Origin of the sequence: Bacillus sp. 007/AIA-02/001, from assembly GCF_004634455.1 — a bacterium.
Classification (GTDB): Bacteria; Bacillota; Bacilli; order Bacillales; family Bacillaceae_G; genus Bacillus_A; species Bacillus_A cereus.
Genome location: NZ_SEIY01000005.1, coordinates 31,441 through 54,948, shown reverse-complemented (window position 1 = coordinate 54,948; position 23,508 = coordinate 31,441). Strand labels below are relative to the sequence as shown.

Sequence of the window (23,508 nt, the reverse complement as noted above, 5' to 3'; positions counted from 1 at the left end):
CTTTTCGATATTTAAGCATATACAGAGGTGGAAATATGAAACGAAATCTTGTTTTGGGGGGTATTTTTTTATTTGGATTAGGTATTTTTTTATATCCTACTATTAGTAATTGGTTGGCGACTCGTGCACATTATTCTGAGATTAGCTCTTACGATAAGAAGATTAAAGCATTACAAAAGAAAGAAGTCGAACGTAGGGAAAAAGAAGCAGCCGAATATAATAAACAAGTTCAAACTTCTGCGAAAACATTTACAGATCCATTTTCTGAAAAAAAAAGTAATCATCAAGCGTATGCTGATGTGTTAAATTTAGGAGATGTAATGGGGTATATTGAAATATCGAAAATTAATATAAAACTGCCAATCTATCAAGGGACCTCTGAGGAAGTATTGGGTCGCGGGATAGGTCATTTAGATTTTTCTTCGCTCCCGGTAGGTGGAGAAAGTACGCATACTATTTTAACAGGGCATCGTGGTTTACCATCAGCAAAATTATTTACAGATTTAGATAAGTTGAGCAAAGGAGATCTTTTTTATATTCATTCTTTAGACAAAGTTCTTGCTTATAAAGTAGATCAAATTAAGGTAGTGTTACCACATGAAACGGACGATCTACAAATTGTAGAAAATAAAGATTATACAACTTTAATTACGTGTACGCCTTATGGAGTAAACACCAATAGATTGCTAGTTCGAGGTGAGCGCGTGGAGTTAAACGAGAAAGAAAAACAAAAAGTGAGTACAGAGATATTTATATTTAATAAGTGGACTGTAATAGTTACAATCCTATTGTTATGTGTGCTTCTAGTCGTAATTTATAAGAAAAAGTTAACTCGATAGAATGTATTTATCCTGCATTAATGGGAAGTGGGACCGGAAATTCAAAGATAAGTAAAGACGGTATATAGGGGATGAAGTAAATCATCATTAATAAAAATTCATTTTATTCGATTATAAAAAAAATACGGTAAAGGTGGGAACAAAGGAATTGAGGCTACGATTAAAGCTGGTAAGTATTCATTTTATTGTTTTGTTAATGTTAAGTGTAAGTTTTGTCGTATATGTACCAAAAGAAGCATATGGATCCACGACTACCTTAGAAGGTCTAGGAGATATATCGCGTTATAATGCTGTTGTCTTTGGTAACCATAAAGCAATAGGTGGCGACATTGAAGGAGCAATTGCAGTTCAAGGTGATATGGATGCATCGGGGTATACGATTGTAGGTGCAGCAGCAGGAACATCTAATATAGTAGGTGAAAAATGGGTTGATGAGGGATATCCGTCCTTGTTATTGTCTGGAAAACTAAAAAAATCAAGAGAAGAATCTTTTATCATTCAAAACGGAATAGTCGTAATGACAAAAGAGAGTGATCCAGATCGCATCATACAATCCTCTTATGATCGTATCGTTTATAAAGAAAAACTAGAAATTGACGCGAAATTTAATGAATTTCGCAATATAGTGAACCAAGTCAGTAAAAATGCAGGTCAATATAAAACGAATACCCCAATTCCAAATATGAGTCATGGAATCGGAAAAGATATAAACAATCCTAATATTTATGTTTCATCAGAATTGACAGGGAAAATTAATTTAGATATAAGAGATGTATTTTTGCCTAATGCTAAGGACAAAGATTTTATTGTAATGTATTCAGATGCAATAGAGGTTACATTTAAAAATGGGTCTATTCTATATGACACGAACAATATTGGAAAGGCTACAGATATAGTTCCTACATCACAACCATATTCGCCTAATTCCCCGTTTACTGAGCTATATGGGAAAATGATTTGGGTTTTTCCAAATGCGAAAAAAATTACAACAGAGGGATATGGTGTAGTTGGGAGTGTGTTTGCTCCCAATGCTGTATTAGAAACAAAAGGCGGTTCGATTAATGGACAAGCATTTGTTGGTGCGGTACAACAAACTGGTGGATTTGAGTTTCACAATTTCAAATTTAACTGGAAACATTGGAACAAGCCTAGTACAGGAAAAGTAAAAATAAAAAAGGTTGATAGTAATAATGATAATAAAAAATTGGTGGGAGCAAAGTTTAAAATTGAAGATTTAAATGGGAAAATAGTTGGAGAACTAGTAACAAATGAAGAAGGAGAAGTAATATCAAAAGACTTACCAATAGGAAACTATACCTTAGTGGAAGTAGAAGCACCTAAAGGTTACGAATTATTAAAAGATAAAATAACTGTAAAAATAGAAAAAGATGCAGAAGTAGAAATTAAAATAGGAAATAAGAAATTGCCAGATCCAATGGGAAAAATGAAGCTTGTGAAAGTAGACATAAGTGATAAAAATAAAAAACTAGCAGGGGCAAAGTTTCATATAGAAGATGCAAAAGGAAAAGTAGTTGGAGAGTTAATAACAGATGAAAAAGGAGAAATGATATCAAAGGACTTACCAATAGGAAACTATACCCTAGTGGAAATAGAGGCACCTAAAGGTTATAAATTATTAAAAGATAAAATAGCTGTAAAAATAGAAAAAGATACAGTAGTAGAAATTAAAATAGAAAATAAGAAATTGCCAGATCCGACTGGGCAATTTGAAATTGAAAAAGTTGATGATAAGGATAGTGAATTAAAGCTAAAAGGCGCTGTATTTCAAGTGTTAGATAAAGAAGGGAAAGAACTTAGTAGATTAATAACGGATGAAAAAGGAAAGGTAATTTCCAACCAATTAGCAATTGGAAAGTATACGATTAAAGAAATAAAAGCACCGAACGGATACATGTTACTTAGAGATCCAATAGAAATAGAAATTACAGAAGCAGTAAAGACACAAAAAATAACAGTGAAAAATGCGAAGAATAATTGGGTAATTCCTAATACTGGTGGGAGCGGAACAACAATTTTTTACGTAATTGGTATTATGCTAATGTTTGGTGTGCTATATTTCTGTAAGAAAAATCGTATATTATGAACTAATTTTATAGAGTTAGACAGATTGTTGCGTTAGAGAGTTTTTAGGGCATGAGTTCGGTATTGTACTGGACTCATGTTACTACATTTGTTGAAGGAGGAAGGATAATAGTAAACATAGAATATATTAATGAATTAAAATGTTTAAGAGGTGAACATGGTGGCAATAAAACAAGACGAAATTAAAGTAGTTGTCGGAGCTGGAGTGTTTAATAATAATCCAGGCTGGATTCAAACGCAAGAAGATGAACTTAACTTACTAGATAAAGCTACGTGGGAAGAAAGATTTGAATACAACTCTATTTCAGCTATTTTAGCTGAGCATGTATGGGAACACCTTACTTTTGAAGAAGGTGTAAGAGCAGCTGAAATCTGTTATGAATTTTTAAAACCATCTGGTCATATTCGGTGCGGAGTCCCTGATGCATTCTTTCAGGATGAGGTATATCAAAATATAGTTCAAATAGGGGGACCCGGTCCGAAAGATCATCCAGCAGCAAGTCATAAAATCGTTCATAATTATAAAACATTAACGAAAATGTTTGAAACTGCTGGATTCGAGGTAGTTTTACTTGAATATTGTGATGAAAATGGTCAGTTTTATTACAACGAATGGGATGCAAACGACGGTGTTATTTTCCGTTCGAAAAGGTATGATTCTAGAAATAAAGGCGATAAACTTGGTTTTCCATCGCTAATTATCGATGCGATTAAGCGCTAATCATTTAACCAAAAAAGGAGTTAATCCCATGATTTCATAAGTCGCAAATGCGGCTTTTTTATTTGTACGTAAATCTATATTTAATTTTCAATACTATATAACTCGATTTAGAAAATATTTAAGTTTTTCTCAGCGTCATTCACTTTAAATTAACACTTCGTTGACATAAATATTTATTTTATATTTATATTCTTGTAAAATAAAATGAGAACATATATTCTATATGAGGAGGCAATCAAAATGATAGCTGAAATTGGGAAACTAACTGGTGGATATATAGTAAAATTTGAACGCGAATTTCCATATACGGTAGAGGAAGTTTGGTCTGTATTAACAGAAAACAGTAAGCTGAAAAAATGGATGTCCAATTTACAGATTGAAAGCCTTAAAACTGGTGGAATAATAAAGTTCGACATGATGGACGGTTCATTCATAAACATTGATATTTTAGAGTGTCAACTAAACTCAGTACTTGAATTTACTTGGGATAAAGACCGTGTCCGATTTGAAATACATAAAGAGGAAAATAGTACTCTTTTATTCCTTAAAGAGTACATTCATGAATTAACAGATCATACACCGAGAGATATAGCTGGTTGGCATATTTGTTTAAATCTTTTTTCTTACGTTTTAGAAGGAGAAGAGAAAGAATTTTCAAAAGATGAATGGCAACAGTGGTTTGAAATATACAAGGATAAGATTCATGAAGTGAGAGGATAATTGCATAATAGGTAATATTCATTATGTAATTATTATATTACAAATATGTTTTTAATGAGAAATAAGAATAGAGGTTCATATGAAGGTAAATCAATTGATTGCTAGTCGCGATCGAATCAATTAGTGAATTTTTATAACCTAAAGAAGGAAGAGGATATAAAAGTAAATAAAGAAATATAATTCAAACGTTATAAACAGTTGACTCTCACACAATGTCATTGTTTAAGATAAAGTTGAGCTTCAAAGTAGATGTAACTTATAGGAGGAAATCATGTTTAAAATAGGGGATTTTTCAAAACTATCTTCCATTAGTATACGAATGTTGAGACACTACGATAAAGTGGAATTACTACAACCAGTAAAAGTCGATGAGCAGAGTGGATATCGATTTTATTCAGCAGACCAATTAAAAAAAGTAAATCAAATTCAAACGTTAAAAGCTATGGGGTTTAATATTGCTACCATCAAAGAAATAATAGAATGCGATAATATAGATACCATAAAAGAGCAATTTTTAAATCGTAGTGCTCAAATTAAAGAAGACATGAATAACCTCCAAAAACAATTACGTCTCCTCGAAGACTCAATGAAAACGATGAGAGAGGATGTTGTTGAGATGAATTATCATGTTTCAATAAAAGAAATTCCAGAAAGAACTGTAGCTAGTGTTAGAAAGATTATTCCATCGTATAATTGCGAAGGTGATTTATGGAGTGTATTAATGCAAGAAATTCAAATGGAAAATATTAGTATTACCCAACCGAGTTATAGTATTGCGGTTTTCCATGATCGTGAATACAAAGAAAATGATGTAGATATAGAAATACAGCTAAGTATTCTAGGTAAGCACGAAAATACAAAAGACGTTACATTTAAAAATATGGAATCGACTAATGTAGCTTCTATAACAGTTAATGGAAGTTATGAACAGATGACAGCTGTAAATGAGGCTGCGGCAAAATGGATTGAGACAGAGGGTTACAAATTAGCAGGCCCGATGTTTAATATTTATCATGTGAGCCCAGCGATGGAATCCGATCCTAATAAGTGGGTTACAGAAGTTTGTTATCCAGTTAAATGAAGATAAAGAAAAAAGGCATTATTTATATGCCTTTTTTCTTTATAAACTTATCCATAAATATCAAGATAAATTACTTCTTGATTTGATTCGTCAACTACTAGCACAATTTTATTTGCAAATGTACAAAATGAGCGGATTATAATGGATTCCTTTAATGAATCTTCTAAAAACCAACCTGTTGGTAATAAAGAAACGCAACCATCTTTTTGGAAATTTCAGCAATGTTTACATTAGCAACAAAAGCCACCGTAATAAGGGGCTTTTGTCTTAAATAATTTAATGATATGTGTACCCTCCATCTGGAAATAATACATTACCCGTAGTAAAACTATTTTGCATTAAATATAGAACAGTATGTGCAATTTCATTATTATGGCCAGGCCTTTTTACAAGAGAAAGAGATTTATAAGATTCATAAGCAGCTAGTCTATTTTCGTTTTGTTCATTCTCTCTTTGTATCGTTCCAGGAGAAACAACATTAACTCTTATAGGAGCTAATTCAACAGCTAAAGCTTTCCCTAAGCTTTCAATAGCCCCATTACAAGCTCCGTAAGCAGGCGCACCTTTAATTGGTCTTTGACTAAAGGCACCGGACATTAACACGATCGATCCAGAGTTTGAAAGAAAAGGGATGGCATATTTTACGGCATAATATTGAGGCCAAAACTTTCCGATGAAGCTACTTTCAGCAATTTCCTCTGTAGAGGTAATTGGTCCAAGTGTGTAAGAGGCTCCGGGTGTGAATAAATGATCAAAGTTCCCAACTGTCTTGAAAAAATTTTGTAATTGCTCTTTATTTTGATTATCCAATACGTAAGTGTGGAGATGATTGCTATTTATTAATTTTTTAGCAATCTTTAATTTTTCTTCCGAACGCCCTGCAATAATAACATGTGCACCTTGTTTAATTGCTTGTGTTGCCATTGCTAATCCAATACCAGAACTCCCGCCAATGATAACAATACGCTTATCTTTTAATGTAGTAATAGACATATTTTAGCCACTCCTTTAATAAAAAACTTTAGAATATAACTTATGCTTTTATTATTCGCTAAAAGGGATCAAGTGAAAAGTACGCACTTTGTATGTACATAGTCGCAAATTTCGTACTAATCGCTATTTACGCGGATAAGTAATAAGAAAAATTGCTAAATATGGTTTATCTCGCATTAACGGGCAGTAAAACTCTCACCTCAAAGTTAGGAAAATGCGAGGAAGTTAGGTGAGAGATCAACTGCCCGTAAACGTCCGATTGGTTCAACTAATAATCAGTGGGGGATGAATAAAACCCCCACTGATTAAAGTTTCACTTTATGATATCAGTGGAGAGGTGAGAAAAATGGATTTACAAGAACCGAAGTTAAAAGGGGTAATAGCGACATTACAAATAATCGGTGGGAAATGGAAGCCACTCATTTTGTTTATTTTGCTAACAGATGGGACGAAACGTTTTGGTGAATTAAAGAAATTAATACCAGATATATCTCAAGGAACGTTAGCAAAGCAATTACGTGAATTAGAGCAAGATCAACTAATAAAACGCGAAATTTATCAAGAAATACCACCTAAAGTAGAATATAGCTTAACTGAACATGGAAAAACAGTCAGTACTGTTTTGGATAGTATGTGTAGTTGGGGAAGAGGACATTTAGAACATATAGATAAAGGTGAACTATAAAATTGTTATGTAAACTTAGCGTCGTACGAAGTGGAATGGTGTTTTAATAATTTGTATTTTATAATATATAATTAAATAGTGTTGTAGGTTATTATACATATTTAATTCGTTTTTACAAAGGGGAGTTATAAGGTGAATGAATTAGAGTACAAAAGCTTTTATGATAAAGTAGGAAGATTAAATGGATGGGATTTTAGTAAAATAAAATGTGAAACTGTAGGAGAAATATGGGACTTTTATGGAGAAGTGAAAGAAAGATGTAAATCATCAGACATTCTACTTGATGTTGGTACAGGCGGAGGAGAAAATGTACTTAACATAGCATCATCAGCTAAATTGTTAATTGGAATTGATAATTCTAACGGCATGATTGAAACGGCACATTCTAATTTGAAAAAATCAGGTGTACAAAATGTTGAGTTTCTTCAAATGGGTTCTGGAGCTTTAACGTTTCCACATGCGCATTTTGATATCGCTTCAAGTTGTCATGCACCATTTGCAGCGACTGAATTATCAAAAGTAATGAAAAAGGGTGCTTTTTTCTTAACGCAACAAGTTAGCGAACATGATAAATTAAACCTAAAAGAGACATTTGGGAGAGGACAATGCTTAGGTGAAAGAGATGGAACTTTAAAAGAAAAGTATATGGGTGAACTTATATATGCAGGATTTGAACTCGTGCAAGTACGTGAATATGATGTTACTGATTATTACAGTACGCCTGAAGATCTCATTTTCTTATTAAAACATACGCCTATTATTCCTAGATTTGGAGAAGAGGAAGAGGATTTTACTATTTTACAAAAGTTCATTGAAACAAATAGTTCTGAAAAAGGGATTCGTACGAATTCAAAAAGATTTATGATTATTGCTGTAAAATCTTAATGTATTTTATTGTAAAAGCTGCTTTTCGTTTAAGGAAAGGCAGCTTTTTTATATGGAAATAATGCAGGGGAAACTTAAAAAAATAAAAATAAGTAAAGTGTTAATCAAAAAAATGAAATATGGAGCATAATTGTTTTGAAACATTACTGTACTAGCAATGAAAGAAGCTAACATATTCATACTAAAGTTGTAGTTTCTATATAAAAAATCCATTCTTCCGTTTGATTTTATCTATTTATAAGTGTAATACAATACGAATAGATAATAAGAAATGAGGGGGAATGTAAAGTGATTACACATATATCAGATATAAAATTACAAACGGTTTCCATAGAAGGGGTAAAACAAGTGTATAAGGACATATTATCTTTTCCAATAAAAAAAGAAACAGCATCCTTCATTCAATTTGAAGTAACACCTTATACAACAATTAGTTTTCAAGAAGTGTATGAACCAATTGCACCTGCACATTTTGCTTTTGAAATCCCATATTCAAAATTTCATGAAACAGCAAGATGGCTTGAGGAGTCTGGATTACTCATTGCGAAATGGAAAGATGGTCATACAATTGATGAAGAGGATGGTCGATTCAATTTATACTTTAAAGACGGAGATGGAAATCTACTCGAAATTATCGCGCATAGTTATGTTAAAGAAGATGTATTAGTACCGCAGTCACCTTTAAACATTTTATATGTAAGGGAAATTGGTCTTCCTGTTAAAAGTGTACCTATTTTTAGGGAATGGCTGAAATCAAATCTAAATATGAAAACGATGGAAGACGGGGATATTTTTAACTTTGTAGTTGGTGGCACTGCTTATGTCGTCGCAACTTGGTGGCAGCGACCTTGGATTCCAATCGCGATGAAAGCTTTACCACCGAAAGTTCATGTTTCTTTCGGAACAGCGGATCTCGCATTTTTACAGCGAATCCAAATTAACTTTAAGAAAAATAATGTGCCATTTGAATGTAAACATAATGAAGTGTCATTTATTGTGCAGGGATATTCATTTTCTATTGTGTATACACCAGAGTTTCATTCCAATATTCCTAGCAAAATAAACTTACCGCTTTCTATATAGTTATAGAAAGCGGTAAGTTTATTTTGTTTTAAGGAAAATTAAAGTCTAGTTATTATGTTGATTTAACATTTGAGCTATTCCTTGACCAAATGACCAATTCTCCATAGGTGTCTCGTGTAGTGTAATGAAAACATCAGCAGTAGAGATTTGTAAAGTATTAGCTGTACTAGTGGCTATAGCTTTATATAAATCTTTTTTTTGATTAATTGTTCTCCCAGGTCCACATGTAATAGAAATATAAATCATATTATTGGATCGTTTTAATGAACCTTCTAAAAGATAAGATGAATTATAAAAAAGTTGATGAGAAGGATAAGGTAAAAACATTTGAAAATAATCATTTTCAGGAATATTGAAATGTTCAATTAACGAATGGTGAATTTGATTGCTTACATTTTTTAATAACTTATTATCGGATAATTTTTCAGGATGATAAACAGTGACAAATGGCATAATAGAGGACTCCTTTCCTTTTGATTTTATTTTACTTCCAATATTTCCATTTGTATAATTGAAAATATATTAACAAATTATCAATAAAATCGATGAAGGTGGTGTATGAAATGGAAATGAAAGAGTTACTTACATTTAAAAAAATTATTGAAGAAGGAACGTTTTCACAAGCTGCTAAACAATTAAACTATGCACAATCAACAGTAACAACACATATAAAAAAGCTGGAAAATGAAATTGGTTTTCTGTTATTTGAAAGAGGATGGGATGCAAGATTAACAGAAGAAGGAAAACTTTTTGCAGAAGAAGTAGAAAACTTAGTAACACATTGGGAATATTCTATAACTCAAGCACAACGTATTAGTAATGAAGAAAAAGGGAGTTTGAGAATAGGCCTATTAGAATCCGTTGCTAAAAGGTTAATACCAATAATATTAGAGTTTTTAAATGCTGAAAAACCATATATACATTGTGATTTTGTAGTGGGAAATACAGCACTTTTATCAGAAATGATAGAACATAATAAGATTGATTTTGCGGTGTGCGGAAATAATGAAAATAAATCAAAGGTAAAATTCATCCCAATATGTGATGAACAGATTGAATTTATAGTGAATAATCCCGAGCATCCTTTGTTACAAAAAGAATCCGTTGAAGCATTTGATATTATAGATTATCCAGTTATTGTAGGAGAAAGTAATTGTTATTCGTATCAATCTGTAAGTTCTCTCCTAGCGAAAAATAATTTATCTTTTAAAAGAGTTTATAATTGTAGTGCTTTAAACCTCATTCCAGAAATGCTTTTTGAAAATGCGATAGGAATTATCCCGAAAGGTACAATTTTGAATGAAGAAATACTATCTTTTAAGATTAAGTACTTTAATTCTAAAATCCCGATTGGTATATTAATTTCTACTAAAAATAACAATTATTTAAGTCAAACGAAACAAAAAATTATCAACATCATTAAAGTCGCCCTATAATTATGCTAAAAAATTATAGGGCTGTTTTCGATACGTACTTTTCTTTTAGCATTTCAGAGATTTTTGTAATAATAGGATTTATGTGAGTAGAAGGATTTCCTAACATTGCAGTGAATTTAAAATAGGGGTGTAGAATACTACATGGTTTAAGGAGGGTGAAACTTGAACTTAGGTGAGCCAATGGCTAAAGGAAATACAGCGGAAATTTATCTGTATGATAATAAGATTGTGAAGTTATTTAAAGAATATCTTCCAGGTACAGAGTCTATGAATGAAGCAAAAAAAACAAAAATATGCTTATTCATGCGGGCTGCCAGTTCCAAACGTATTTGAAGTGACAAAGATACACGATAGACAGGCAATTATTATGGAATACGTAAAAGATGTCAGCTAATAACAATGAATTGCTAAATAAATTAATGCTTCAGTATTGTAATTAAATGAGTAAAATTATTGGATTTTGTTTACAAAGAATATAGTAGTAAAAAAGGAGTCTGTTTTATGAAAACTGATGAATCGATTTCATTGAATACCGAATTTGAGAAATCCGCTCCTGCGCTACAACTTTCGAAATTACATAAGCGATTCGGTGAATTTATTGCAGTAAATTGTATTGATTTAACTATTCCAAGTGGTTCTTTTTATGGAGTTGTTGGACCTAACGGAGCAGGAAAAACTACATCTTTATCAATGGCTGTTGGTTTGTTACGACCGGATGGCGGAAACGTTAAAGTTTTTGGGATTGATGTTTGGAGTAATCCAAAACAAGCTAAAACGTTGATTGGAGTATTACCAGATGGATTGGCTTTACCAGAAAGACTTACTGGTCGCGAATTATTAACATATATGGGGTTGTTAAGAGGAATAGATGCCAATGAAGTTGCTCAGCGGGCAGAAGAATTACTTGCAGTATTAGAGTTGAATAATACTGAGGGGACTTTAGTTATTAATTATTCTACTGGTATGCGTAAAAAACTCGGCCTTGCACTTGCACTTCTTCATGCGCCAAAATTACTCGTTCTCGATGAACCGTTTGAGGCGGTAGATCCCATTTCTGCAACTACTATTAAAAAGATTTTACAGAAATTTGTTAGTTCAGGTGGTTCTGTAGTATTTTCTAGTCACGTCATGGCATTAGTTGAACAACTTTGTGACCACGTTGCAATTATTTCGAAAGGGGGAGTACTTTCATCTGGAAAGATGGAAGATGTTTGTGGTGAAGAAAAACTAGAGGATATTTTCATTCGATTAGTAGGTAAACCCGCCGCTAAAGGAGGGGAATTGTCTTGGTTAATGTTTTAATTCAAATGAAGTTATCAATACTTAAACATTCAATGAATCGTGGCAGGGCAGTTCTATTTATTATGACAGGATTAGTTGGTTTGTTGCTAGCAATTGGAACTTTTCTACTTTTTTCTTTTTATCCAACAGAACAAAATATATCAAAAAGCATTCTATATGTAACATTCGCCATTTGGACAGTAGGATGGATTATAGGTCCGATGCTTACTGGAGGAGACGAAATATTACGCCCTGAATATTTTGTGTTGCTTCCGCTCAATTCTTATAAACTAGCTAGGATGCTTCTCGGTGTAACTTTTATAGGAGTAGGACCACTGGTTAGTTTTTTAGCTTTTATAGGATTATTAATTTATGCAGCTAGAATTAGCATATATGCGATTATAGTAGCAGTTCCAGCAATTATTTTGCAGTTAGTTTTTGTAGTATTGTTATCCAAAGTAATAGTTAGTATTATGGGTGAGGTGATGAAATCAAGAGTCGGTATGGAAATGGGAGCGATGTTCATTGGTTTCATCATTGCATTTCTAAATGTCGGCTGGTATGCACTTCCTGTAATCAATAGAATCGTATTTAGTGATACTACGCTATTTTACATGATTCCATCTAGTTGGACGATACTTGCTGTAGAGTACGCTAGTCAATCTAATTGGTTATTAGCTTTTATTTTCTTAGGTAAAATAACAATATTTTGTGGGTTTCTTTTATTTATATGGACTATATTATTGACTAGACGTAAAGAGATAGATTCAAAAAAAGTTCAAGTGAAGATTATTAATAAGCATTATAGAAAGGCTTTTAAAATCTTTTTTGAAACTAAAATAGGAGCTGTTATAACTAAGGAACTTAAAAGTTGGAGAAGAGATCCACAACGAGGCCGTTTCCTGCGAATGGGCATATGGATAGGTGTATTTTATGGGATTTTAGTTACGATTGCTAATATACCTTACTTAATGCCTTGGGCGGGGGGAATTATGGTTGTATTTACAGGTATGTTTGCTTGTAATTTATATGGTTTCGATGGAAGCGCGTTATGGTTAACGTTGGTGACACCTGGCGCAGAAAGGATTGACGTGCGTGGCCGCCAATTAGCTTGGTTGATAGCTATTGGTCCTGTGGCAATTTTAACTACAATAATTTTCACTTTTTCTAGCGGACTTACTTTCGTTTATCCATGGGTATTTGCAGTAGTCCCAGCTTTACTTGGTGGGGCAGTCGGCCTTATTGTCTTATTTTCTGTAGTTAATTTAATTCCAATTACTGATCCACATTGCCGTGGAAGAGGAACGATAATATCTGGTGACGATATGAATGCGAGTAAAATGTTTATAACCACGTGGCTCATGCTGTTGATGGTGCTAGTAACAACGATACCTTCGTTACTAGTTATATGGTTGGGGACATCATTACATATACAATTCATACAATGGTTAGGTGTACCGACTGGGGCTTGTACGGGAGTGTTTTTAGCATGGCTATTTGGGCGTATCGCTTACAAAAAACTTGAAAGAAATGGCCCTGAGTTGCTATTTGAAATGAAAAGTGGGATGAAAATTAACAGTGATAATTACAAAAAGAAAATTCGTAATAAAGAAATGGAATTACCGAAGAAAAAACTTGCCGTTGTTATTCTTCTTGTGTTTATGGGAATCTTTTTCTTGGTGCACCAAAGTATAGTGCCGATTGTCTTTGAAATATTTGATGTGGATGAAAGAGTCCGTCTATTTTTTCTTCCGCGCTACCTTCCTCATATTGCCCGCATTCCTGTAAGTATCATTTTCGCTGTACTAGGTATAGTGTTTTTGTATAAAGCCATATTAATTAAGAAACAGCACGTAAAAGAATCACAACTAATAAAAGATGATATGTAAAACATTACCAATCGGTCAAGTTTTTAGCGGATGTTGTTCAACTATAGTTACGTAGTTAAACAACATTCGCTTTACATATTTATTAAAGAATAATTATTTTCAAGTTTTAACCTATAAAGATTTATTATCCGTACTTGTTCCTCCGTTAATTCTTCTTTATCCCAATACATATGCATTAAGCTATATTCAAAAATCTCCTTTAATTTAATAAATAATGGAAACTTGTCTATCATCTCTTTTGGTAGTTCATTTTCCTCTTGGTAGCCTTCAAATAGTGCTTTTGTAATAGAATGTTCATAGTCAATGATATTCCCATTTCCAGAAAATGAATATTCTATCGCACTATAAATAGGAACGGCTAAATTGAATATGTAAAAATATTTTTGGAATGAATCCAAGAGAATACCAACGAACAACATGCCTATTCAATCATTTGTTAAACTCAATATAAATAAAGAAGGGGAGTTCAAAATGAATATTTCTAGAAAATTAGAGGTTGAACAGTTACGTAATAAGAATAGTGAGCTATTTGATAAAGATGTACTTAACATATTGAATGGTCAAATGATGTATGAAGAATTTAAAACGGAGGAGCTAATGGGTGAGTCTGATTATGCCCCATTTAACGAGGCCATGTGTGTAAATAGCGTTACTGCACAAGTTTTTGATGAAGAGTTTATTAAAATAAGAGCAGAAGGTCATAACAGTTCAGTCGAAAATTATGCAAAAAAAGTTATAGATCCGTTAGAAAATCTATTTGCGAAAAAGTATAAATGTATTGTTTTATGGTTCGGTGAAGATATGTTTTGCCAAATGAATCTACTTACTTTACTTTCATACCTTGAGCAGTCGTGCTATGAAGGGAAAGTATACTTAAATAGTTTCAGGGAGGATGAATTTAAAGTAAATCAAATTGAACTTGAATTGGGGGATTATTCTACTATATACAATGAAGTATTAGTAAACCATAAAAAGACTTATCATAAAGTACCACCTGTAATGTATCAAGCTATAGATTTATATTTAGAAATGCTAAAAGAAGATAATATCGTAATGAAATTCATCTCTAAAAATAAAGGTTTATCAAATCAAGAATTATTAACAAAGTTGTTTTATCTTTTTCCAACAATCGGATATGGTGATACTCAGTACATAGAACTGATTAATAAAATGAAGAAGAAAACTACACCTAAAATATAGGTGTAGTTTTCTTCTTATAATTGCTCAAGTAATTCTAATTCTTTTTCTACAAATAGCATTAGTTCTTTAATGGTTTCACCAGAGAAATCAAAACGAATACCGGCTGCATCATATACTTCTTTTATAGATTGCGAGCTTCCTAGTGATAATGCCTTTTTATAATTTTCTAGTGTTTGCTTAGGATCCTCTTTATATTGTTTATACATTTGTAATGCCCCAAGTTGGGCAATCGCGTATTCAATATAATAAAATGGTACTTCAAAAATATGGAGTACAGGTAACCAACTCGTTGCTATCCAGTTTTCGTAGCCATCAATATGTATGACGCTAGATTGATAATGTTTTTGAAGTTGTAAGTATTTTTCATTTCTTTCTTCAGAAGTATGAATTGGATTTTCATACAGCCAGTGTTGAAATTGATCTACAATAAGCATAATAGGTAAATATGAAATAACATCTTTAAAGAAGTTAATTTTTGCTTGTTTTAAATCTTTTTTGTCTGTATAGAAGGTATCCCAATAATTAAGCGAGAATAACTCCATTGTCATACTGGCTAGTTCAGCTGTTTCAGCTGGAATTTCTATATACTGTCGTAATTCTAATGGTTTTATGAGTTCGTTATGAATACTATGACCCATTTCATGTATAAAAGTGATAATATCATCTTGTGTATAATTTAAGTTCATAAAAATATAAGATAATTGTGAAGCTGGTAAGTACTCACAAAAGCCACCAGCTGCTTTTCCTTTGCGGCTTGTTAAATCAAGACAATTGTGTTTATACATTCGGTTTAAAAGTGCTGAAAATTCAACATCTAGTTTATTAAAGATATGAGTGCTCTTTTCAATTAAATCATTTTCATTTGCAATAGGTTTAAGTACTTTTTGATCTGGAGTTACAGCTGATACATCCCAAGGGCGAAGTGTATCTACTTGCAGTTTTTCTTTTTTCTCTAGCATTATTTTATCTTTAAGAGGCACAACATACTTACGTATGGATTCGGCTAGTTCATAGCAATCTATCGCTGAATAATCAAAACGCTCGTATTTTTTGAACATATAATCGCGATAATTCTCTAGTTGAATATTTTTTGCTTTTTGATGGCGAATTTCAATTAATTGATTTAATATGTTTTGGAGTTCTTTTTCAACAGATAAAAATTGTTCAGAAATAATAGTTTTTGCCTTTTTACGGATGTCACGATTCGAATCTTGTAAATAGGATTGTAATTCTGTTATCGTTTTTTCTTCTCCGTCCCAAATGGCACTTAATCCTCCAGTGATTTCAAAGTACTCTGTGACTAATTTGTCTTCCTGTATTTCTAATTCAATATTTTCCTCACAAAATAACTTTTGAGCATTTTTTATTTTTGTATCTAATAAACCATATACGTTAGAATCTAATTCCATTCGAAAAGGTGACTCTAAATATTTATTATCCAATAAATTTTGGTACCGCTTTAAAAGTGGCTTTACAAATTGTTGATCATGTTCAAATGTATCCTTTATTTCTTCATCATCCGTATTACATTGAAAGGCGATGTAATGTAATCTTAATTGTTCTTCGATTTCCCAAATTACTTTTGACTGCTCTTTTAACCAATTTTCAAGGTCTAGTTTTGAAGAAATCATCTTATTTAATAAAGTCGAAAGAGTTTTTTCCAATTGTAGTACATTACTAATATCAATCGTATTTACACGTTGCATTATATATCCCTCACTTTTTATTTATTCATAGAGATATTCTATTTATTAATTGTAATTCCCTTGTTAAGTGGGGAAAATGTGAAATAATGTTAAATTTAATAATTATAGAAGGTATTTATATGTCAAAGTAAAAAGTTTATCGTAAATGAAAATGTGTGGAGGGGTGCTACATGAGAAAGGGAACAAAGGTACTTGTATTTTTAATTCCATTTGCTTTATTATGTGCCTGTGAGAATGAGATTGAAGATGCTAAAAGTGAAGATTCTATAGTGATGGATATTGCTACAGCAGCGGTAAAGGAGGAATCTTTTTTTAGTGCTGCTATATGGGATGAAAAAGCAAGAATAGTAGATTTAGAAATTGCTGATAGCGAAAATGCTAACGAAATAAAAAAAGAAATTAATAAAAGATTGCAAATTCAAGGTATTATGTCCTATAAAGTAAATATATCTCAAAGAAACAAAGAGATTGTAAATGCAGAACATAGATGGGAGTTAGTTTTTGGACAGATATTTGATGACGTATTCAGGAAGAATGGATATGAAGGGTTTGGGATTCAGCAAATAAATTATAAAAAGAATCAACCTGTTACCATTGATATAAAAACTAAGATTAGCGATGATGAAGTAGGGGCGAGAGAACTTGGACAGAAAATAGAAAAAGAAGTTGAAGGGGTACTTAAAACAGAAGCAGTAAAGAAATGGATTGAAAATGATTCATACGCTATTGGGATTTACGATATAGATGATCGGAAAATTAACTAATTGAGGAATGAATGCTATATGAATATAAAATCGATATAATTAAATAGAAAATTGCTGAAGGAGGTGTAATATGTATAAGTATTTACATATTTTAAACGACATAGAAAATATGATTCAAAATGGAGAAATAAATGAAGGAAAGAAATTACCGTCTATACGGTCACTCGTTACGCAATATGAATGTAATAAGGCGACAGTTATACGTGCGCTTCATGAATTAGAAAAGCGTCATATTATATATTCTGTCCCTCAAAGTGGATATTACGTTGTTAAGAAATCTGGGAGTACCATAGAAAATAACGAGATAATTGATTTTGCTTCCTCAGCACCAGATCCAGATGTTTTCCCATATTTAGATTTTCAACATTGTATTAATAAGGCTATTGATACGTATAAAAATGATTTGTTTGTATATGGAACGCCGAAAGGGTTACCATCTTTAATACCAGTTATTCAAAAACAACTAGCAAATTATCAAGTCTTTACAAAAGAAGAAAATATTTTTATAACGTCAGGTGTTCAGCAGGCACTTGCTATATTAACTTCTATACCATTTCCGAATGGAAATGAAACTGTATTAATTGAACAACCAACATATCATCTATATATTGATTATCTAGAAATAAATAAAGTTCCTGTAATCGGTATTAAACGTACGAATGAAGGTATCGATTTGAATGAATTGGAGCAAATATTTCAAACCGGAAAAATAAAATTCTTCTATACGATACCGAGATATCATCATCCGCTTGGAACGTCTTATTCTAAAGATGAGAAAGAAAAAATCACACTATTGGCTAAGAAATACAATGTATTTATAGTGGAAGATGATTATTTAGCAGATTTAGAAACTGATTCAAAAGCAGATCCGTTATATAGCCTGGATAATTGTAGTCATGTCATATATTTGAAAAGTTATTCGAAGATTATTTTTCCAGGTTTACGGGTTGGAGTTGCGGTCATCCCACGATCCATTGCAAATGCTTTCTATACATACAAAAAAATACTAGATATTGATAGTCCGATGATTTCTCAAGCGGCTTTAGAAATTTATATAAAGAGTGGTATGTTTGAACGTCATAAAAGTAAAATTAATTCTTCCTACTACAATAGATCAATAAAACTAGCAGAAACATTAGAAAAAGTGCAAAATAAAAATTCATCATTATTTACATATAATAGACAAAACACACTTGGAATACACACTTGTTTAGAAATGCAGAAAAACATAGTTACAGAAACACTTATACAAAAATTAGGTGACATTCAAATAAGTGTCGATACTATTGATAAGAATTATATGAGGGATTTTCCTAAAGAAAAACTATTAAAATTAAATGTTTCGAATGTAAAAGAAGATAAGATTGAAGAAGGTATTCGTAAAGTAATTGAGGAAATCAAGCAATCAAGACAGTTGGATTTTCAGTTTAGAAAGGAATAATTTGAATTAGGAGGTTTGTTGTGAGATTGTTTTACAATTAGTTACTCCAGATGGAGAAGCCTATATGAGGAAATATGATAGGAAGCATATACCAGAGGTTATAAAGCTGAAGAAAATGAAACGATTACGGAGAAAAGTAGCAGTTGTGGCCGGAGCAATTATATATGTAACTGAATAACTATATGTTTTTTAAGAGCACTCTTAGCAAAAAGTGCTCTTTTTCATTAATGTAAATATTTACTTAGCATCTTTTTAAAATGATTTTTATCATAATTTACATATTGCGTAGCTGTATTTCGTATTGAATCTCCCGCGTAAAATCTTTCGTACAATTCGTGTCTAGATCCTAATGGGCTTCCGATGATATCCCAGGCTAACTTAAATAATTTTGTACGTTGTTCGGCATCTATATTCGTTCCATTAAAGTATTTTTTCAATAAATCAGCTATCGGACTCTGGAAGTCATTCGAGCTCGAAGGAAGTTGAATGAACCCACCTGCTCCAATTAATTGTAAAATTTCTATTGCACGGGGATAATATTTGGAACCAAGATTCCTTGCAGTTTCAATATATTTAAAGTTCGGCAAATAAGTTTTTGTTTCATTTGTAGTACCTTCAACTTCTGCAGCAATTAAAAGTGCGCGAATTGTTTCGATTTGCATAATTAATTCCCCAAGCTTCTCTTGAACATGCAAATAAGTAGTAGCACCAATCGCTTCAGCGATTTCATAAGCAATTGCAGTTATAAATTCTAGCTTTACTACTAATCGTACAATTGCTTGGTGATAAGCTAAACTACTAGAAGCTATATCTGACTTTATTGCCCATAACGCTTCAGGGTTGTTATATAGTAAGACACGTTCCCATGGTACAAATACATTATCAAAGATTAATAGTGCATCCATTTCATCGTACTGTGAGCTAAGAGGGGAATCAACTATAATTGAATGTGTATTCGCAAATGGTTCTCTACAAACCATATGTAATCCAGGAGAATTGGCTGCCACAATGAGAAAGTGAGCTAAATCTTTTTGAGTATCAGTCAGTTTTGCTAATGGATAGATTAATAAATCATTTGAATAAGGAGAAGCAGTACCAATCATTTTAGCACCACTTAAATAAATTCCGTCAGAAGTTTTCTTCGTAACTCTTAGTAATCCTAAGTCATTTGTATTCAACATTGATTCTGTAGATCGATTTATTTGTGGATCACGTTGAACTACGCTTAAGAACAAGTGATTATCTCTCGCTTCTTCATAATAAGATGTAATTTTATCTGGAAACTGTACATCGAATTTTTTATAAAAATATTTTGATACGTACCAGCCGGTAAGTCTCGATCTTGCGTAATCAGATAGTCTACTCATTACACCGTCTGTAGCATAACTCCACGTTTCAAAAGCGGTTCTCCTCATTAATAATTCGTTATAGGAATTCGGAATTAAAAAGGCTGTATGGACAAATTCTTTCGTTTTTGGGCTAACATATCCAACAGAATCTCTTCGTATTGGATCATCAAACAATGAAAATAAATTAGAAATGGTACTTAATGTTCCTGCAAAATGTTTGTCTGTAGTTACATCTACTTTTTGTCCATAGAGCCAAACGTTACGACCATCTTGTAAGCTCTTTATATAGTATTCTTTCAAATTTTGCATATTTCCTCCTTCTAAAGACTATTCATATATTTGGACATCTTTTAATGGTGGGGAATATACGTGGAAAGTTATTACTGCCGAATCTGTTATACATTTTATGCACAGTATCTTTTTTTACTGTGAAAATATTTCCCTCTGTAAACTCTTCAATCCGCTCGCTATTATTTTCGTACGTTATATTTTGTAGCGTACCATTGACTATTAGTATACATCCTACAGATATTCCGTGATCGTGCACAAAAGTCTTTGCTTTGCTGGGGAAATTTAATACTAAAATCTCTACAAATTCAGACTGATAGATAACGTTCCGTCCGTATTCAAGATTAACTGGTGAAGTAATAAAAGGAGATATTTTATGAAGTGAAATATTTAATGATTGAATAACGTGTATTAAATTGACCGTATCGTAGTTACATAGGTTATTAAACGTTTTTTTGTATGTTATGAATCAATTGCATGTAAAACTTCCTCCTAAGCATGTACAGTAAAAGAAAACCTAATCTAATATTATATAGAGCGTATTGAATTACATAATATTGTATTGAAACATTTCCAAAAAGTTACTTCTTTTACTTAGGAAGTTCATTTAATTTGAAAATTTCGTTAATTATTTCCGTTAAAATGATATGCTTGAACTATATATTTTTTATCCCGCTAAATCCCGACTGGTGAGGGCTGATAATCAGTGGAGGATGAACAAACCCCCCACTGATTAAAGTTTCACTTTATTGGAAAGGTGATGAAATAAATGGCAGTTCTTTTAGTGGAAAATCTATATCAAATGTCTATTGTTTTACTGATTTTATGTTCATTTTGTTTTTATAGATATTTAAAGAAAATAAAAAGGGAAAGAAAGCTTACAGGTTTTGAAATTACGATGTATATCGTGACACAACTTGCGTATTTCATTTGGGCGGCAACAACTTTTCTTAAAATGTTATCAGAATAGTAATCTTAAAGTGTTAGATGCTGAACAGTAATGTACAGGAGCAGTAACGGTATAAACGTGGGCAAGGGTAATTTCTCTAGTGGGTAAATAAATATAGTCGATAACTAGATGGATAACAATATTACTTATAACATCTTTATAAAAAGAGAGGATATAAATGGAACAATATAAATTAATTTTAAAAGGGCCTAAACAACTCAAGTGGGAAATAAATGAAATTAAGGACATACAGGACGATGAAATTATCGTTAAAACAATCGCAGGAGCGATAAGCATTGGGGCCGAGTTACCACAGTATAATGGATCCGATGTTACGGAAACGAATCCTTTTTATCCAAGAAAAACTGGATATGAAAGTTATGGTGAAGTGATTCAAGTTGGTAATAAAGTAACACATGTAAACGTAGGTGATAAAGTAGTTTCTTTTTATGGACATGAAACGATAGGGATAGTTAAGGGGCATAAAGTAATCCGAGTGCCTAGTTCTATACAACCTAAAGTTGCTTTATTATCTATTCTTTCGTGTGATGCCGCTAAAGGAGTATTGAAACTAAACCCGCGACAGGATGAAAAAGTACTTATAACTGGAATGGGAGTTATTGGTTTACTCGCTTGTAATTTCTTAAAATACTATGTAGGCATTGAGCACGTGGATGTTGTTGAGCCTAATAAAAATAGAAGAGATTTTGCAAAGAAGTTTGGTGCGAAAAACATATATGATTCAGAAGAGAAAATAATAGAAACATATAATTATGGTTTTGAATGTTCTGCTACAAATAGTGGGTTCCATACTTTGCAAAAAACTCTTAAAACTAATGGTGAAATATGTATACTGTCTGATGGTAATATAGAAGAACTAACATTAACTGCTAACTTTTATCAGAAAGAATTGCAAATCATTGGATCAAGTGATGGATCCGATTATCAAAAGCATGCAGATTGGTTTTTTGAAGAAATAGGAAAAACACCATTTATAGAAGAGATCTTTCAACATGAAATACATTATACTTCACTCATAGAATGCTTTGATGAATTGAGTTTAGGGATAATTAAACCATTAAAAGTATATGTTTCATATGAATAACGAAAAAAATGAGTAAATATTTGTCACATACCTTACAAATGTTTCGTCACATTTATGATTACTAAATGAGGAGGAACATATATGAAAATATTTGTAGCAGGTGCAACTGGTGTAATAGGACGTTCTTTATTACCACTGTTAATAAAAAATGGGCACACGGTGTTTGCGATGATCCGTACTACTTCGCAAGTAGAAGCAATGAAAAAGGTTGGTGCCATACCAGTAATAGCTGATGTATTTAATAGAGAGTCTGTATTTTCTGTATTAGAAGAAACAAATCCCGATATAGTTATTCATCAATTAACGTCATTGTCATCATGGAATTTTGAGGATAATGCAAAAATTAGAACAAAAGGCACTCGTAACCTTGTCGATGCAGCTAAAAATGTAGGGGTACAGAAAATAATCGCTCAAAGTATTTCATGGGCGTATGAACCAGGGGATACATTTGCGACTGAAAAAGATTCACTACATATTACTGCTTCCGCGCCTCGGCAAGTCACTGTTAATGGCATATTAAAATTAGAAGAAGCTGTTACTGAGTTACCTGAATCGGTTATACTTCGTTATGGCACATTATATGGACCAGGAACATGGTATGCGGAAAACGGATTAATAGCAAATCAAGTTCGTAATAATGAGATTATCGCATCAGACGGGATAAGCTCGTTTATACATGTCGAAGATGCTGCAAGAGCTACTATGCTAGCCCTTAATTGGCCTTCAGGAATCGTAAATATTGTAGACAATTATCCAGCAACTAGTAAAGAATGGTTACCAATATATGCAGCAGCGATAGGGGCACCTAAGCCTAAAGTTCAAGATGGGAAAAATAGTTGGGAAAGAGGAGCTTCCAATAATAAGGCACGTAAAGAGTATGGTTGGATACCTTTATTTCCATCATGGTCTGAAGGATTTAACAACTTAATAGGTAAGTAAAACACAACTTTAATGGGAATGATAGTAAAATACACCATTAAAGGATTGGGT

At 32.3% G+C, this 23,508-nt stretch carries 22 protein-coding genes and 2 pseudogenes; 18 read left to right on the top strand and 6 right to left on the bottom strand.

Annotated features, from left to right (window positions below; all coding sequences use genetic code 11):
* Positions 1 to 35: 35 nt before the first annotated feature.
* From ES895_RS13610 to ES895_RS13590, 5 genes are all read left to right on the top strand, one after another.
* Positions 36 to 839: a class C sortase gene (locus ES895_RS13610; protein ID WP_080296745.1), complete on the top strand. Its 804-nt coding sequence runs from the start codon at positions 36 to 38 to the stop codon at positions 837 to 839.
* A gap of 148 nt (positions 840 to 987) precedes the next feature.
* On the top strand, positions 988 to 2,943 hold the full coding sequence (locus ES895_RS13605) for a SpaA isopeptide-forming pilin-related protein (RefSeq protein ID WP_167754517.1): 1,956 nt from the start codon (positions 988 to 990) through the stop codon (positions 2,941 to 2,943).
* A gap of 156 nt (positions 2,944 to 3,099) precedes the next feature.
* The gene (locus tag ES895_RS13600) at positions 3,100 to 3,663 is read left to right on the top strand and encodes a class I SAM-dependent methyltransferase (protein WP_113710694.1); all 564 of its coding nucleotides are present in this window, start codon (positions 3,100 to 3,102) and stop codon (positions 3,661 to 3,663) included.
* Between the two features lie 240 nt (positions 3,664 to 3,903).
* Positions 3,904 to 4,383: an SRPBCC family protein gene (locus ES895_RS13595; protein ID WP_070758156.1), complete on the top strand. Its 480-nt coding sequence runs from the start codon at positions 3,904 to 3,906 to the stop codon at positions 4,381 to 4,383.
* Between the two features lie 271 nt (positions 4,384 to 4,654).
* Positions 4,655 to 5,464, top strand: a complete 810-nt coding sequence (locus ES895_RS13590) for a MerR family transcriptional regulator (protein WP_135238411.1) — start codon at positions 4,655 to 4,657, stop codon at positions 5,462 to 5,464.
* Positions 5,465 to 5,740: 276 nt separating this feature from the next.
* On the opposite strand, the gene ES895_RS13585 is transcribed toward ES895_RS13590, so the two are convergent.
* Positions 5,741 to 6,457, bottom strand: a complete 717-nt coding sequence (locus tag ES895_RS13585; RefSeq protein ID WP_135238410.1) for an SDR family oxidoreductase — start codon at positions 6,455 to 6,457, stop codon at positions 5,741 to 5,743.
* Between the two features lie 346 nt (positions 6,458 to 6,803).
* On the opposite strand from ES895_RS13585, the gene ES895_RS13580 reads away from it, so the two are divergent.
* From ES895_RS13580 to ES895_RS13570, 3 genes are all read left to right on the top strand, one after another.
* The gene (locus tag ES895_RS13580; RefSeq protein ID WP_016110039.1) at positions 6,804 to 7,142 is read left to right on the top strand and encodes a winged helix-turn-helix transcriptional regulator; all 339 of its coding nucleotides are present in this window, start codon (positions 6,804 to 6,806) and stop codon (positions 7,140 to 7,142) included.
* A 132-nt stretch (positions 7,143 to 7,274) separates the two neighbouring features.
* On the top strand, positions 7,275 to 8,027 hold the full coding sequence (locus ES895_RS13575; RefSeq protein ID WP_087965862.1) for a class I SAM-dependent methyltransferase: 753 nt from the start codon (positions 7,275 to 7,277) through the stop codon (positions 8,025 to 8,027).
* Between the two features lie 288 nt (positions 8,028 to 8,315).
* Positions 8,316 to 9,110, top strand: coding sequence for a VOC family protein (locus tag ES895_RS13570; protein WP_000627926.1), 795 nt, complete (start codon positions 8,316 to 8,318; stop codon positions 9,108 to 9,110).
* A gap of 45 nt (positions 9,111 to 9,155) precedes the next feature.
* On the opposite strand, the gene ES895_RS13565 is transcribed toward ES895_RS13570, so the two are convergent.
* On the bottom strand, positions 9,156 to 9,563 hold the full coding sequence (locus ES895_RS13565) for a tautomerase family protein (RefSeq protein WP_001117408.1): 408 nt from the start codon (positions 9,561 to 9,563) through the stop codon (positions 9,156 to 9,158).
* A gap of 110 nt (positions 9,564 to 9,673) precedes the next feature.
* Between ES895_RS13565 and ES895_RS13560 the strand changes: the two genes are divergently transcribed.
* The 4 genes and pseudogenes from ES895_RS13560 to ES895_RS13545 all read left to right on the top strand — a co-directional run bounded on the left by ES895_RS13560 (position 9,674) and on the right by ES895_RS13545 (position 13,716).
* Entirely contained in the window at positions 9,674 to 10,546 is an 873-nt protein-coding gene (locus ES895_RS13560; protein ID WP_000425262.1) for a LysR family transcriptional regulator, read from the top strand.
* A gap of 162 nt (positions 10,547 to 10,708) precedes the next feature.
* A pseudogene (locus tag ES895_RS13555) lies at positions 10,709 to 10,928 on the top strand (aminoglycoside phosphotransferase family protein); the annotation flags it as partial.
* Between the two features lie 119 nt (positions 10,929 to 11,047).
* Complete coding sequence (locus ES895_RS13550) at positions 11,048 to 11,848, top strand: ABC transporter ATP-binding protein (protein WP_000845233.1); 801 nt, start codon at positions 11,048 to 11,050, stop codon at positions 11,846 to 11,848.
* The gene (locus ES895_RS13545; RefSeq protein ID WP_098218264.1) at positions 11,833 to 13,716 is read left to right on the top strand and encodes a hypothetical protein; all 1,884 of its coding nucleotides are present in this window, start codon (positions 11,833 to 11,835) and stop codon (positions 13,714 to 13,716) included. The genes ES895_RS13550 and ES895_RS13545 overlap by 16 nt, the downstream gene beginning before the upstream one ends.
* A 71-nt stretch (positions 13,717 to 13,787) precedes the next feature.
* On the opposite strand, the gene ES895_RS13540 is transcribed toward ES895_RS13545, so the two are convergent.
* Positions 13,788 to 14,135 (bottom strand): aminoglycoside phosphotransferase, encoded by a 348-nt coding sequence (locus ES895_RS13540; RefSeq protein WP_097995387.1) that lies wholly within the window; start codon positions 14,133 to 14,135, stop codon positions 13,788 to 13,790.
* 52 nt (positions 14,136 to 14,187) lie between these two features.
* On the opposite strand from ES895_RS13540, the gene ES895_RS13535 reads away from it, so the two are divergent.
* Positions 14,188 to 14,916, top strand: coding sequence for a hypothetical protein (locus ES895_RS13535; RefSeq protein WP_002101028.1), 729 nt, complete (start codon positions 14,188 to 14,190; stop codon positions 14,914 to 14,916).
* Positions 14,917 to 14,930: 14 nt separating this feature from the next.
* Here the strand turns inward: ES895_RS13535 and ES895_RS13530 are convergent, their stop codons facing one another.
* Positions 14,931 to 16,622 carry a M3 family oligoendopeptidase gene (locus ES895_RS13530; RefSeq protein WP_001190034.1) on the bottom strand — a complete coding sequence of 564 codons (1,692 nt, stop codon included), beginning with the start codon at positions 16,620 to 16,622 and terminating at the stop codon, positions 14,931 to 14,933.
* Positions 16,623 to 16,792: 170 nt separating this feature from the next.
* On the opposite strand from ES895_RS13530, the gene ES895_RS13525 reads away from it, so the two are divergent.
* Together ES895_RS13525 and ES895_RS13520 are read left to right on the top strand one after the other, a co-directional pair.
* Entirely contained in the window at positions 16,793 to 17,386 is a 594-nt protein-coding gene (locus tag ES895_RS13525; RefSeq protein ID WP_058839798.1) for a DUF4030 domain-containing protein, read from the top strand.
* Positions 17,387 to 17,456: 70 nt separating this feature from the next.
* Positions 17,457 to 18,827: an aminotransferase-like domain-containing protein gene (locus ES895_RS13520; RefSeq protein ID WP_053512861.1), complete on the top strand. Its 1,371-nt coding sequence runs from the start codon at positions 17,457 to 17,459 to the stop codon at positions 18,825 to 18,827.
* A 224-nt stretch (positions 18,828 to 19,051) separates the two neighbouring features.
* Here the strand turns inward: ES895_RS13520 and ES895_RS13515 are convergent, their stop codons facing one another.
* Both ES895_RS13515 and ES895_RS13510 read right to left on the bottom strand, forming a co-directional pair.
* Complete coding sequence (locus ES895_RS13515) at positions 19,052 to 20,485, bottom strand: 4-hydroxyphenylacetate 3-hydroxylase family protein (RefSeq protein WP_097856475.1); 1,434 nt, start codon at positions 20,483 to 20,485, stop codon at positions 19,052 to 19,054.
* An 18-nt stretch (positions 20,486 to 20,503) separates the two neighbouring features.
* Positions 20,504 to 20,943: pseudogene (locus ES895_RS13510) on the bottom strand (cysteine dioxygenase).
* Between the two features lie 290 nt (positions 20,944 to 21,233).
* Here ES895_RS13510 and ES895_RS13505 point away from each other — a divergent pair.
* The 3 genes from ES895_RS13505 (at position 21,234) to ES895_RS13495 (ending at position 23,457) form a co-directional block, all read left to right on the top strand.
* Positions 21,234 to 21,434: a hypothetical protein gene (locus ES895_RS13505; RefSeq protein ID WP_000279697.1), complete on the top strand. Its 201-nt coding sequence runs from the start codon at positions 21,234 to 21,236 to the stop codon at positions 21,432 to 21,434.
* Between the two features lie 157 nt (positions 21,435 to 21,591).
* Positions 21,592 to 22,518 (top strand): zinc-dependent alcohol dehydrogenase, encoded by a 927-nt coding sequence (locus ES895_RS13500; protein WP_000438841.1) that lies wholly within the window; start codon positions 21,592 to 21,594, stop codon positions 22,516 to 22,518.
* A gap of 81 nt (positions 22,519 to 22,599) precedes the next feature.
* Entirely contained in the window at positions 22,600 to 23,457 is an 858-nt protein-coding gene (locus ES895_RS13495; protein ID WP_000689417.1) for an NAD-dependent epimerase/dehydratase family protein, read from the top strand.
* Positions 23,458 to 23,508 lie beyond the last annotated feature (51 nt).